General features: G+C 67.0%; 9 protein-coding genes. 2 read left to right on the top strand and 7 right to left on the bottom strand.

The window, feature by feature from the left end:
* From OG203_RS04830 to OG203_RS04810, 5 genes are read right to left on the bottom strand one after another with little or no spacing between them, the layout of a single operon-like run.
* Nucleotides 1-1,353 (bottom strand): MFS transporter, encoded by a 1,353-nt coding sequence (locus OG203_RS04830; RefSeq protein ID WP_405164443.1) that lies wholly within the window; start codon nt 1,351-1,353, stop codon nt 1-3.
* Nucleotides 1,353-2,474 (bottom strand): SagB/ThcOx family dehydrogenase, encoded by a 1,122-nt coding sequence (locus OG203_RS04825; RefSeq protein ID WP_405164442.1) that lies wholly within the window; start codon nt 2,472-2,474, stop codon nt 1,353-1,355. The genes OG203_RS04830 and OG203_RS04825 overlap by 1 nt, the downstream gene beginning before the upstream one ends.
* Before the next feature lie 6 nt (nt 2,475-2,480).
* Complete coding sequence (locus OG203_RS04820) at nt 2,481-3,734, bottom strand: hypothetical protein (RefSeq protein ID WP_405164441.1); 1,254 nt, start codon at nt 3,732-3,734, stop codon at nt 2,481-2,483.
* Nucleotides 3,731-4,966, bottom strand: a complete 1,236-nt coding sequence (locus tag OG203_RS04815) for a M16 family metallopeptidase (RefSeq protein ID WP_405164440.1) — start codon at nt 4,964-4,966, stop codon at nt 3,731-3,733. The genes OG203_RS04820 and OG203_RS04815 overlap by 4 nt, the downstream gene beginning before the upstream one ends.
* A gap of 5 nt (nt 4,967-4,971) precedes the next feature.
* Nucleotides 4,972-5,121 (bottom strand): hypothetical protein, encoded by a 150-nt coding sequence (locus OG203_RS04810; protein WP_405164439.1) that lies wholly within the window; start codon nt 5,119-5,121, stop codon nt 4,972-4,974.
* Nucleotides 5,122-5,515: 394 nt separating this feature from the next.
* Between OG203_RS04810 and OG203_RS04805 the strand changes: the two genes are divergently transcribed.
* Complete coding sequence (locus OG203_RS04805) at nt 5,516-5,701, top strand: hypothetical protein (protein ID WP_405164438.1); 186 nt, start codon at nt 5,516-5,518, stop codon at nt 5,699-5,701.
* An 18-nt stretch (nt 5,702-5,719) separates the two neighbouring features.
* Here the strand turns inward: OG203_RS04805 and OG203_RS04800 are convergent, their stop codons facing one another.
* A complete protein-coding gene (locus tag OG203_RS04800; RefSeq protein WP_405164437.1) occupies nt 5,720-8,614 on the bottom strand; it encodes a BTAD domain-containing putative transcriptional regulator in 2,895 nt (964 codons plus the stop codon).
* A 487-nt stretch (nt 8,615-9,101) separates the two neighbouring features.
* Between OG203_RS04800 and OG203_RS04795 the strand changes: the two genes are divergently transcribed.
* The gene (locus OG203_RS04795) at nt 9,102-11,933 is read left to right on the top strand and encodes a BTAD domain-containing putative transcriptional regulator (protein ID WP_405164436.1); all 2,832 of its coding nucleotides are present in this window, start codon (nt 9,102-9,104) and stop codon (nt 11,931-11,933) included.
* A gap of 228 nt (nt 11,934-12,161) precedes the next feature.
* On the opposite strand, the gene OG203_RS04790 is transcribed toward OG203_RS04795, so the two are convergent.
* Nucleotides 12,162-12,761, bottom strand: coding sequence for a TetR/AcrR family transcriptional regulator (locus OG203_RS04790; RefSeq protein WP_405164435.1), 600 nt, complete (start codon nt 12,759-12,761; stop codon nt 12,162-12,164).
* Nucleotides 12,762-12,772 lie beyond the last annotated feature (11 nt).

Here is a 12,772-nt window from a genome sequence, read left to right as displayed (position 1 = left end):
TCATTGTCCGTTCGTTGCAGATCGCGCGTCGCCGCCCACCAGGGCGGGGCGCGCGTCGTCGGTCTCCCCGGGATCGGGGAGTGCCGTCATCCGTACCGTCACCACGCATCCGGCCACCAGCATCAGCAGTCCGCAGAACGCGAAAATGGTGTCGATGCGGTGGAATTCGATACCCGCGAGGCTCCACCGGAAATGGATGGTCAGACCACTCGCCACGATTCCGGCCAGCACCATCGAGGACACCGAGGCCAGATAGACCAGTGGGTTCAGCACCGCGTTGACCCGGCCGATCAGCCGGTTCGGCGCTTCCCGCAGGATGATGGGACTCAGCGCGACATTGACGGCCGCGACCGGTATCCCGATCAGTCCGAGCACTCCGATGCCGAGGTACAGCGAGGTGGACCTGGAGTAGGCGAACGCGATGAGCGCCGTGGCGAGCACGCCGAAGGCGAACACGCGCCGCTCACCGAGGACCGAGACCAGCCGAGGCGTCGCGAGCGCCCCGACGATGCTGCCGAACCCGAAGGCTCCCTCGAGCACGCCGAGACAACTCGGATCGACCTTCAGATTCTCGCCGACGAAAAAGATCTGTAGCGCGTTCACGGCGCCGACGCCGAACATGTAGATGAAGACGGTCACCAGGATCAGCCGCAGAATCGGACTGGCGGAGACGAATCGCACGCCGTCGATGAACTCGGCACGAAAGCCCTTCGCCTCCGTGGCCGCCGAATCTTGCTGTGGCGCAATCACGGTCGACCGGATGAGCGTGAACGAGATCAGGAACGACACCATGTTCACGGTGAGTGCCCACACCGGACTCATCGAGAACAGCAGTGGCGCCGCGAGCGGCGGGCCGAGAATCGCCGCCGCATTCGATGATGCCGAGGTCAACCCGAAGGCCTTCGGCCGATCCTGCTCGGCGACCACCGCCGCGATCGTCGCGAACCGCGACGGATTGAAGAACTGTGCCGCGGCGGCGGTCGCGGCGACGACGACGTACACCGCCGTCAGCGTCGCCCAGATCGGCAGCACGGGCCGCATGATCGCCACAACGACCAGGACGCCGATCAGACCGGCGCGCAGCAGGTCGGCGATCATCATGGTGCGCCGCCGATTCCAGCGATCGACGAAGACCCCGGCGATCGGGCCAACGATGACGATCGGTATCGCGGCCGCGATCAGTACCCCGCTCACGGCAATCGGCGCGAACGAGCGCCCGTGCGCGATCACCGCACCCACCCACAGCACGAGGGTGATGTCGAAGACGAAATCGCCGAATACCGAGATCAATTGGCCGAGCCACAGCTTCTGCCAGTTCCGGTTGGCCCGCAGTCCGGCGGCGCGCGCGGCCATCAGTACGTCTCCGGCGCGGTGGATGGCACCCTGATCGACAGTGGCAGGCCGTCGGCCTGTACCAGCGGCACACCGCAGGCCATGGCGAATGTGGTGAATTCCCGGGGCATGTCGAGCCCGAGCAACCGGTCGGCCTCGGTATCGCGAATGGCCCCGGTGATGGCGGCACCAAGACCGAGCGCGGCCGCGGTCATGGAGAACACCTGCGCCACATGGCCGACGTTGTGCATCATGAGCTTGTAGGCGCGCGCGTTCAGATATTTCCACGCCATGCGGTCGGCGACCGCCGCCGTGAAGACGCCGAACGCCGCGGACTCGAACAGACCCTGGCCGTGGGTCAGCCGCTCGGCGTGCGCACTGGTCACCGTGGCATCGATCGGGACGAGACCGTGCCGAACACCGTCATAGGCGTACAGGCCGGGCGCCACCCGGTCGACATCGAAGACGAAGACGAATGCCTCGCACTCGTGCCGCGCGCCACCGGAGGCGGCCGCTTTCAGCTGCAGGACGCCGAGCGGGCCCGCGTCCGCGAAGCGCAGCGGGGCGAAGGTGTAGTGCAGCATGTCCGAGAAGCGGTCCAGATCCAGTGCCTCGCCGTCGAAGTGCCGGTGGGTGCGCCGCGACTGCACAACGTCGAGGTAGCGGACATCGCAGCGAGTCCTGACCCGCGGCAGGAGGAGAATCGGCGCGTCGGGGCGCAGGCGGAAGCTCGACGGCCTGGGTCTGCGCGACACCTTCTCCATGTACTCGCCGGTCGCCACGGACGACGTATTGTCGATGAACGGCGTGTCTCGGACTCGCTGGTGGAATGCCCAGGCCGTATTTCCCCAGATATCCCACGGGGACGGCGGCGGCGGATTCTCGGTGACCAGGAATCCATATTCGGTCAGTAGCCGGATGGGTCCGTCGGTATCGGGCCGGAACCAGGTGTCGCCGAGGCCGTTTCGGGCGGCGACGAGCAATTCCACAATGTGCGGCTCGACCCTGAGCCGCTGCGCACAGCGCGGACTGGACACCAGGAATCCGCCCCCGGTGGCCTCGATGATCAGCGGGTCCACCGCGCGCAACGGATCGACCGCCGTTGGCACTTCGGTGTGCGTGGTGTCGGATACGGTCGTCATGCAGAGTCACCTCTCTCCTACGACGCTGATGATCACCGTCGTTTCCATCAGCCGGCGCAGTCGGCTGTTGACATCGTCCGGATCCGCTGCGGCCAGAGCGCTCAGCCGCTGCGCGGCGATCGTCCAGTCGAATCCGTTCTGGATCGGTTGTGCCGCCCGCGCGACGAAGATCCGGGCCGAAACAGTGCCGAGCGGCTCGGCGGCAAGCAATTGCCTTGCGCTGCCTACACATTCGTCGGGAGTGAGCCCGTCGACGGTGAAGCGCCGGGCCTGCTGATCGAACAGTTCGGTGACGGCCGCGCGATCCCCGTCGATCAGCGACATGCCGAGGGTGGTCAGACCGTATTCCCGCGTCCCTACTCGAATGATCCGGCAACTGGTCGCCGTCCCGTAGGTGTAGCGCAGTTCCTCCCGGAACAGACGCTGCCACCTGGCCATCGTCCAGCCGCCGAGCGCATGTGCCGCGATCTCGAGGGCCACCTGATCCGCGACGTCGTTGACCTCGGTGAGGCAGCCGCACAGCAGGTAGGTCCCGCGCGGACCACGCAGGCTCGTCTCGGTACGTGGATCCGCCTGTCCCCGAACGATATTCGCGCTCTCCGCCGCCGAAGGATCCGGTCTCGCCGAGCTGACCAGTTCGGCGAGACCGTCGCACCAGAGGTCAGCGGCCGCGTCGTCGGAGAACAACAGGCTGATGGCCGATGCGGCGGCGAGGCCCCGCGCGCCCGACTCCGCCCGAGCCCGATCGATCGAGGCGACCGACTCGACGGTTCCCGCACTGTGCTTGCCGAGCCAGCCGTCGGGTCCGACGAAGGCCGAACACAGCGCTCGCTGCGCATGATCGGCAAGATTGCGTTCCCGCTCCGCGATACCGGCGGCGACCGTGGCGCGGGCCGCGCGGGTGGCATCGTCGGTGACCTCCGCTGCCGCGACCGAGGCGGTGAGCACGGGGACGATCGCTCGGACGGAGTCGCGTGGCCCGCGGACATCGCAGTAGCAGGACAGATGGGTGCGGCCCGGCTCGATTCGCACGCCAAGCGCCGCTGCGCGATCGACGAGAGTCGATCGTCGCGGTCCGGCGATCGGCGAGCGCAGCAGCGCCTCGAGCGCCACCAGCGGCAGACCTCTTTCCTCGTCTGGTATTCCGCTCGGATCGATATGCCACACGATGCGGGCGACCTCGTAGCCGCTGGCCCGCGCCGGACCTTTCAGCAGGTGAACGCCCAGCGGCGACGGAAGCTTTCGAAGGGCGGTGGTCATCGGAGGTACACCACCTCGGCGCGCGCCCGCGGGCTGTGCCACACCCGCGCCGCGTGCTGGAAATCGTCGGCCGTCATTGCCTCGATACGGGCGGGCTGCCCGAAGTATCGGTCGATCGCGCCGTGGATCTGCATGGACAGCGTCAAGCCGTCGGCCCGGTGCAGCAATGAATCGTCCTCGGCGAGCCAGCTCGACAGATAGACGGCCCTGGCCCGCGCGATGTCGTCGGCGGCGACGGCGCGGTGCACCACCGAATCCATTGCGGCGTCGAATCCGGCGAGCAGTTGCGCCACCCCGACGCCGGGGCTCGGTGCGAGTTCGACGATTCCCATCGAACCGGACCACTGGTGTGGAATCACGCGCAAGGACACGTATTCGGCGAGAGCGGCCTCCTGGACGAGCAGCCGGGCCAGAATGCTCGACGGGCCCCTGCCAAGCAATATCGAACCGACTTCGGCAAGATCGAATTCCCGCTCACTCATCGGAGCTAGGGGAATTCCAAGGAAGACGCGGTCGCGATTCTCGGTCGCCACCTCCACCCGGACGGTCCGCGGTGAACGGTCGGCGGGAATCGGTGCGCGGGCGGTTCCCTGGCGAAACGTTCCGAGCAATTCGGTGACCTCCGCCCGGGTGGCCGCTCTGTCGAAGCGGCCGAGAATCACCACGGAGACGTTCTCCGACAGGTAGTTTCGTGTGAAGAACGCACGGCAGTCGGCAGCGCTGACGCGACCGACATGGTCCGGGTCACCGACCGGGAGGTGCCGGTAGGGCGAGGTGGCGGGATACACCGCCGCCAGCAATCGCTCGGCGGCATCGCCGTACGCCGGGGACGAGACTCGCTGGTGACGCTCGCGGAGCACGATCTGCGCATCGGCGGTGATGCTCTTCTGGTCGAATCGATCATCGGCCGTGGCGAACCGCGCCGTCTCCGATTTCAACACCACGCCGAACGATTCGGCCGGGACCACGTGGAAGTACGTCGTCCAATCGGCGAGCGTGCTGGCATTCACGATACCGCCCGTATGTTCGATCAGACGCCCGAATTCCCCCCGCCCCCGAAAGTCCGATCCGGCGAACATGGTGTGTTCCAATACATGTGCGAGACCGTGGCGCTCGGCGGGATCATCCCGGCTGCCCGCGGCGATCCGAATGCTGGTCGACACGATCGGGACATCGGGTTCCCAGACCAATGCGGCGCGTGCTCCGTGCACGTCGAGCTGCTCGACTTCCATGTCGACTACGGCCCGAGATTCACATCGAACGCCGACGATTCGGTGTCGTCGTCGTTCTCTATTCCGTGCGCTTCGACGTCGTCCTCGGTGTTCGGCGCTTCGTTGTCGCGCCGCTTGTCGTTGTGCTCGCCAATGCTTTTCTGCTCGTCCGACATGATTCGCCTTAATGTTCGTGCTCGCGCGATTCGATCGATGGACCAGCGGGTCGCACCAGGAACAGGCGCGACCCGCTGTCAGAATCAACTGATTTACCGGCCGCAGCCGTTGTTGATGTCGAGAATGGCGGAGGCCTCGGTATCGTCCTCCACCTCGATGCCGTGGGCCTCGACCTCTTCGTCCTGGTGCTTGTTCTTCTCGTCAGGCATGATTCGCCCTTCCGCTCTGCGATCTCTTCTGGTGTGCCGGTGGATCGCACCGACAAGTCAAAAGGTAGGACGGCAGTATCGACGCGCCGCATACACGACGTATACGCGCAGGTCGGTGCGCAGAAATCGAGCTTGTATTCGCAACGTATTTTCGGCGTATATCGGGTTGAGCCATGATTCGACCATGTTCGAGACGGTAAATTCGGCATCCGCACAGTTGCGACGGATCGCCCTCACGGTCGGAATCGCCCTGTCGTTGTTGGTGATCGGTGAAACGACGGCGACGGCGGATACCCCACCGCATCACATCGACCCGACACCAGCGCACAGCCACCCGCACGGCAACGAATGGGGCTCGCCAGGTCCGTAATCACCCGGAGCCGACCGGCTAGTCCTCGACAGTCAGTTCCGCTGGCGCTCCGCCGTTCCCACCGTCGACGGAGTCGCCCAGTTCGCGCAGCCGTCGCAGGGCATCCTGCGCGGCAGGCATGCCGAGATCGTGGAACATCCGGTGGGCGTTGCGCAGACAGGTGCGGGCGCTGTGGATGTCGTTCGTGCCAGCCAACGCGGCGGCCATGCTGGTCAGCGCGTACGCCTCGGCCACCGGATCGCTCAGCTCACGACACAGCACCAGGGCCTGTTCGGCATACCGCGCGGCCTCGGCCGGGCGGCCAAGGGAAACCAGCGCATTCGCCAAGTGGAACAGCGCGTGCGCCTGCCACTGGGTTAGCCCGGCCAAGGCGCTGACCTCCAGGCACCTCTGCTGCATATCGGCGGCGTCCTGATGACGACCGCTGCGGTGCAACGCGATTCCCAGGGTGTGCAGGGCGTAGGCGCGGGCGTTGGCGTCCTCGACGACGGCGGCTGTGGCCAGTGCCTGTTCACAGATCGGCACGGCATCGGCGGGGTCGCCGCGGTCAACCAGGACCGCGGCGAGATTGGCCATCGTGATCGCCTCGACCGACCGGTGTCCCGCCGTGCGTGCGAGTTCGAGCGATCGCCGGTAGTACCGCAGCGCCTCCTCGTACCGGCGCCGTCGGCGGTTGATCCGGCCGAGTACGTTCAGCGCCTGGCAGCAGATAACGGCATCCCCGGTCGCCTCGCACGAGCGGACCGACTGCTGCGCCGAGGCTTCGGCATTCACCGCCCGGCCAAGACCCAGCTGCACCATCGACAGCAGGAAATGGATGCGCCCGACCACGCGCGGATCTGGCTGCGCGCCGACCGCTCGCCACAACGTCGTCACCGCGGGTTCGAGTCGGACATAACGAATCACCTGGTTGTAGGGGCACAGCACGACAAGCAGATCCACCGCGGTGCGAACGGCGTCCCAGTCGCGATCGGCCGCGGCGGCGGACTGACAGACGGCGGCGAGGATATTGTCGGCATCCAGGGTGACCCAGGCCCGCGCGCTGGCCGGGTCGGGAATCCGCAGACCGGGGCATTCGGGCGGGATCGCGATCTCGGTGACGGGATCGCCGGGTACCGCCAGGTGGAATGCCGTGCACGCGGTGGCGAGGTAGAAGTCGAGCAGCCGCCGCAGCGTGCATCGCGCCTCGTCCCCGCGCAGGCGCAGATGCGCGAACGCGCGTGTGACATCGTGGTAGTAGTACCGGCCGAAAACCCGCGAATCCAGCAGACTGGCGTCGACCAGCGACTCGAGCAGATCCTCGGCCTCGACATTGCCGATGCGCAGCATCGCGCCCGCGGCCTCCAGCGAGAAGTCGGCGCTGTCGGCGACGGCAAGCAGCCGAAATGCCCTGGCCTGGTCGGCGGTGAGTTGCCGATAGCTGAGTTCGAATGCCGACTCCACCTCCGCACCGGGGATCCGGTGGCTGCTGACCAGATTCGCGACGACATCGGACACCGACCAGCCAGGGCGCGCGGCCAACCTCGCACCCACCAACCGGATCGAAAGCGGCAGCAGGCCACAGGCATTGGTCAACTCCCTGGCCGCGGCCGACTCCGCGTCGACCCGTCGCGCGCCGACCACCGCGCGCAGCAATGCCACCGCCTCGTCCGGCCGCATGACATCCAGATGCAGATGGTGTGCGCCGTCGATAACGATCCTGCGGGCACGGCTGGTGACCAGCACCGCGCAGTCGGGGGAGCCGGGCAGCAGGGGGTGCACCTGCGCGGCATCGTGCGCGTCGTCCAGTACCACCATCACCCGTTGACCCGCGAGCATCGACCGGTACAGGGTGGCCCGTTCGACCAGACCGCGCGGAATCGCCACCTCGGCCACACCGAGCGCGGTGAGGAACGCCGCGAGCACATTCGCCGGGTCGGCCGGATCCGCGGCCGCACCACGGAGATTCGCATACAGCTGCCCGCCGTCGAATTCGGTCGTCACCCGTTGTGCGACGTGCACGGTGAGGGCGGTCTTCCCGACTCCGCCCATCCCGGACACCACGGCGGCGCCACTATCGGCGACGGCCGCGAGCAGCGCCGCCACGGCCTCCGAGCGCCCGGTGAAATCCCTTGCGCGGGCTGGTAACTGGGCCGGGATCCGGGTAACGCCGCGCTCGACTCCGACGCTCATGAGCAGGGCGGAATCGTCGCGCAGAATCCGATCGTGCAGGGTGGACAGCTCATGGCCTGGCGCGATACCCAATTCATCGGCGAACAGTTTGCGAGCGTTGGCATAGACGCCGAGCGCCTCCGCGGTGCGGCCGCACCGGTGCAACGCCAGCATCAGCAACTCGCGCAACCGTTCTCGATAGGGATGCTCTCGGCACAGCTCCATCAATTCCGCCACTTCCTGGGTGTGGCGGCCCAATTCCAAGCCGATCCGGCAGCGCGCCTCCCGGATCGTCAGTCGCTTTTCGACGAGGCGGGTGCGCGGCGTTTCGGCCCACGGCGCGGTGATACCGGCCAGCGGCTCACCATGCCAGAGGGCAAGGGCCTCGCCGAGCACCCGGTCGGCGCGCGCGAGATCGCCGCCGGTCTGTGCCTCGTCCGCCGCCCGGAGGGCGGTCTCGAAGATGGGCAGGTCGAACGAGCCATCGGCCGGTCGCAGCGCATAGCCGTTGACCTCGGTGAACAGCAGTGGGTCCGCCATATTGAGGATCTTGCGCAGTCGCGAGACGTAGGTCCGCGCCACCTGCGCCGCGTGCCGAGGCGGTGCGTCTCGCCATAGTCCGTCCACCAGACGGTCGACGCTCACTGGCCGACCCTCGCCGAGCAGCAGCATCGCGAGCACCGCCCGCTGCTGCGGCGACCCGAGGTCGACTTCGGCCGTGTCCCGCCAGGCCCGGACTGGTCCCAGTACCTCGAACCACATCTTTGAACGCCTTCGATAGCAATGACGATACGATTCGAAAGTAGTTGTTGTGCCACGGAATTGGCGGACATTCGCGGCATTCGGCCGGTGACCTAATGACAATATGACGCCTCGATATCCGTGCCGTGCACGTCGGCGGGGTGTGCGGCGTCCATCCCGATCGCCTCGGTGACGCTGGGATGACCCCGAATTGACACTTCTCGGCGTCGCCGCGGTGCGGAACCGAGCGCCAGCGCTGAATCCCACCGTCGCGCGGGTTCACTGGAGCGGGGGAGCACTGACCCGGCCAATCCCGCTCGATGTCATACACCGACCTCGCTGATCTGATTTACTGGAAGGCAATTGATTTACTTACGGGTAGGACGAAGGTCTACGGCGCGTCAGCACTGCGGTCCGCTGCGAATGTTGAGGGAATTAGTTGACACGACAAAACCCGGGGATGAATCGGGCGGGGCCCGGGCCACTCAGATTGTTGATGCTCGGGCCGATGCAGGTGTGGCGGGGGGACGGTCGACTGGATATCGTTGCGCCGCAGTTGCTTACGGTGACGGCCATGCTCGCGGCCGAGCCAGGGCGCACCCTGTCGACTGCGCAGCTGATCGCAGGCCTGTGGTCCGACAATCCCCCGAGATCGGCGGTCAGTGCACTGCGCAACCATATCTTCGCCATACGTCGGCAGTTCGATGCGCACGGCGGTGCGGGCGCCGGGTCTGCGTGGCTCGACTCGCCCCGGGGTGGGTATCGGCTGACCCTGCCGGTGGAGTTCGATGCCGTCGACGTCGAGGGGCTCATGCGGGCGGCCGAGGCCGACCGCCGATCGGGCGCGCCGGATCGGGCGGACGCCAAACTGGCGGCAGCCAGGAACCTGTGGCGAGGCGACCCCATGGTAGGCCTGCCCGGACCGTGGGCGGAGCAGGAGCGCATCCGGATGTCCGGGCTGCGTTCGGCATTGCGTGAGGCCGCGATCTCCGTCGCGCTGGATCTCGGCCGGTATTCGGCGGCCGTGACGGAGTTGCGGGCGCTCGTCGCGGCCGAACCCTACAGCGAGCGATGGCACGAACTGCTCATGATCGCGCTGTACCGTAACGGGCGCAGGGTCGAAGCGCTCGACGTGTATCGCAACGCGCGCCGCGTGCTTACCGGCGAATTGGGTCTCGAACCAAGTCCCGGGATTGCCCGACTGCATCAGCAGATTCTGTCGGCCGAACCGTTGGCGTCCGGTGTGACGAACGAATCAACTTCTGTCCCATCGGATTTCCGTCCGGCGCAGGTCCCGGTGCGGCTGCCTCCCGACCTTGCCGATTTCGTCGGACGCGCGGACCTGGTATACGAGTTGACCGATGTGCTCGAGGCCGCCGAGCCTCGGCCGGTGGTCGCGATCATCGGTATGGGTGGTATCGGAAAGACGACGCTCGCCGTACATCTCGCGCATCGCGTACGCGAACACTATCCGGACGGCCTGCTGTATCTCGACCTCGGCGGCCTGGACGAGCATCCACGATCAGCCGAGACGCTGCTGGCGACCGCGTTGCGTTCGATCGGCGTCAGGCCCGGCGAACTGCCGTCGGATCTGCAGGAGCGAATGGACCTGTGGCGCACCAGGATAGCGGACAAGAGGATGCTGCTGGTACTGGACAACGCGCGCGACGTCGACCAGCTCACCCCGTTGCTGCCCGGCGCGGGCGCGGCGGCGGCGCTGATCACCAGTCGCTCGAATCTGGCGGAACTGTTCGGCGCGCGCCTGGTCCCGCTGGACGTGCTCACCGCCGACGAGGCGTGGGCGCTGCTGCAGCGGCTGGTGCCGGCGCAACGGTTGGCCGAGGAACCTGTTGCGGCCCAGGAGATCCTGCGCGCGTGCGGTCACCTACCGATCTCCCTGCGCATCATCGGGGCACGTCTGGCGAGCAGACCCGGCTGGCGACTTGCCGCGGTCGCTGACCGCTTGACCGACGAGCGCAGGCGACTAGCCGAACTCACGGTCGGCAACGTCAGCGTGGAATCGGTGTTCCGGGAGAGCTACCGGCTGCTTTCGCCCGAGCTCGCGCGCGCCTTCGTCCTCGTCGCGTTCTCCGACGCACCGGATGTGTCACTCGAGGCCGTTGCCGCTCTGCTCGACCGAAACCGAGCCGAGGCCGAACAACTCTGCGAGACCCTGGTGGACCTTGGCATGATGCGGACCGTGGAACGAGGCCGCTATCGGTATCACGACCTAGTGCGCGTGTTCGCTCGCGAGGTGGCCGATCCGGAACGGAAGCGGGAATGGCCGCAGGCGCTGCGCAGGCTCATCGACTTCTGCCTTGCCACCGCGAAAAATATTGTGGAACTGCGTGATTCGGGCGTGGGAACAGACTTCTGGGCCACCACCGGCGCGGTGGGATCACGGTTCGCCGACGAACGACAGTGCGCCGCATGGGCGATGGCCGAACGATGCGGGCTTGTCGCGCTATATCGACAGATAGCCGATCACCGGGACGCCCGAACCCGCACGCTCGCAGTCGATCTCGCGCTGTGCCTCGCGGTGGGTGGCGACGCGGGCGAGCACCTGCCACAGGTGGCGCATGCGCTCGACGCGTTGAGCCGTGCCGCCGAGGACGACGGCGATCGGCGAACCATGGCCCGTGCGCAGGTGGCCGCCGCGATCGCCAGGCTGGTCGGTACGGGAGATGTGAGTGCCGCGCGGACCTTGCTCGTTGCCGGTGCGGTACTGCGGGATGCAGGCGATCTGCCCGGCGCCCTGATCGCCGAGCAGATGTTCGGCACGGCAATGGCCTACCAGGAGAATGTCGATCTCGCGGTGGCGCACTTCCGGCGCGCCATCGAACTTGCCCGCGGGGTCGGCAACCGATGGAGCGAGGGGATGAGCTGGGCGACGATCGCGCGTAGCTACTGTGACGCGCAACGCTGGCCCGAGGCCACCGAAGCCGCCGAACAAGCCCTGTCCATCGCGCGACTGGTCGGCAGCCTTCGCCTCGAATCACTGGCGTTGCACGAACTGGGATATGCGACAACACGTCTCGGTGATACAGCGACCGGCCGCGCGCTGTGCGAGCAAGCGCTCGCCGTGTCCCGCCAGGACGGTCGTCGGCATCAGGAGGGATGGGCCCTGGCCCGGCTGGCCGAGGTCCTTCTCGACAGCGGCGATCCCGAGGCGGCAGTGCCGATCGCCGAAGAGGCCGTGCGGGCGCTCACCGAAGTCTCCGCGTCCGTCCGTCGCCTGCGGGCGCTACGCGTCTACCGCAACGCGCTGACCGCCGCCGGCCCCACAACATCATTCGAACACAGTTCCCCCTTCGGCAATCCTCGCTCCGAACTCCGCTGAGCCCCCTCCAGTCACTCGACCGGTTCGACCTCGACCGTGTAATCGGGATCCCAATCCCTCAGCGCCGCAGCGAAGCTCACAATGACATCGGCGGGAGCCGGGTAGAAAACGGCGGGGTGTCGTTGACCTCTGCCGAAGTCGACGCGGACTACTCGGCGCGGAAGTCGACTGGCCACCGCGTGTCGAGCTAATCCGTCCAGAACCGTAGCGGCACAGTCGAATCGACGTTCAGCGGGTGCTGGTCAGCCCGGTGATACCGGCGATGAGTTGTTGGGCGGAGATGCCGTCGCCGAGGTGTTCGACCACGATCAGGCCGGGCATCAGGGTGGTCAGCAGTGTGGCGATGGCGGCGGTGTCGGCGGTGGCGGCGATGTGCCCGTCGGCCCGCCACCGCCGGGCCAATTCGGCGAAGTTCGCATGGGTGGAGCGGTAGTAGTCGCGCACCAACTCGTGCAGGTGCGGGCGGCGCAGGGCCTCGGTCCACGCCTGCATGGCGAGTTGCGACAGGTCATAGTCTTCGTGCTCACCCCGCCGATGCAAAGCGGCGACCAGCGCGGTGACGGTCTGATCTGGACTCGGCGTCGGCTGGGTCGCCAGCAACTCCTCGAACAGGCCGCCGATGAGGGCGAGCGCCTCGTCGGCCGTCGCGTCGATCAGCTCGTCCTTGCTGGGGAAGTACCGGTAGACGGCGCTGGTGGACAACCCGGACGCCGTGACGATCTGATCCATCGAGGTCGCGTGAAAACCGTTGCGCGAGAAGCAGGACCATGCACTGGTCAGCACATGTCGGCGCCGTTGCGCCCAGAGTTCCTCGCTGATCCTCGGCATCATCGCAGTTT

It is taken from the genome of Nocardia sp. NBC_01499 (assembly GCF_045040275.1).
Classification (GTDB): Bacteria; Actinomycetota; Actinomycetes; order Mycobacteriales; family Mycobacteriaceae; genus Nocardia.
This window is presented reverse-complemented; position numbering and strand designations above follow the sequence as displayed.

Bases quoted from the DNA above. Each gene is read 5' to 3' on its own strand.
- OG203_RS04790 (WP_405164435.1), bottom strand. From the start codon at position 12,761: ATGCCGAGGATCAGCGAGGAACTCTGGGCGCAACGGCGCCGACATGTG.
- OG203_RS04810 (WP_405164439.1), bottom strand. From the start codon at position 5,121: ATGTCGGACGAGCAGAAAAGCATTGGCGAGCACAACGACAAGCGGCGC.
- OG203_RS04825 (WP_405164442.1), bottom strand. From the start codon at position 2,474: ATGACGACCGTATCCGACACCACGCACACCGAAGTGCCAACGGCGGTC.
- OG203_RS04820 (WP_405164441.1), bottom strand. From the start codon at position 3,734: ATGACCACCGCCCTTCGAAAGCTTCCGTCGCCGCTGGGCGTTCACCTG.
- OG203_RS04805 (WP_405164438.1), top strand. From the start codon at position 5,516: ATGTTCGAGACGGTAAATTCGGCATCCGCACAGTTGCGACGGATCGCC.
- OG203_RS04795 (WP_405164436.1), top strand. From the start codon at position 9,102: ATGCAGGTGTGGCGGGGGGACGGTCGACTGGATATCGTTGCGCCGCAG.
- OG203_RS04815 (WP_405164440.1), bottom strand. From the start codon at position 4,966: ATGGAAGTCGAGCAGCTCGACGTGCACGGAGCACGCGCCGCATTGGTC.
- OG203_RS04830 (WP_405164443.1), bottom strand. From the start codon at position 1,353: ATGGCCGCGCGCGCCGCCGGACTGCGGGCCAACCGGAACTGGCAGAAG.
- OG203_RS04800 (WP_405164437.1), bottom strand. From the start codon at position 8,614: ATGTGGTTCGAGGTACTGGGACCAGTCCGGGCCTGGCGGGACACGGCC.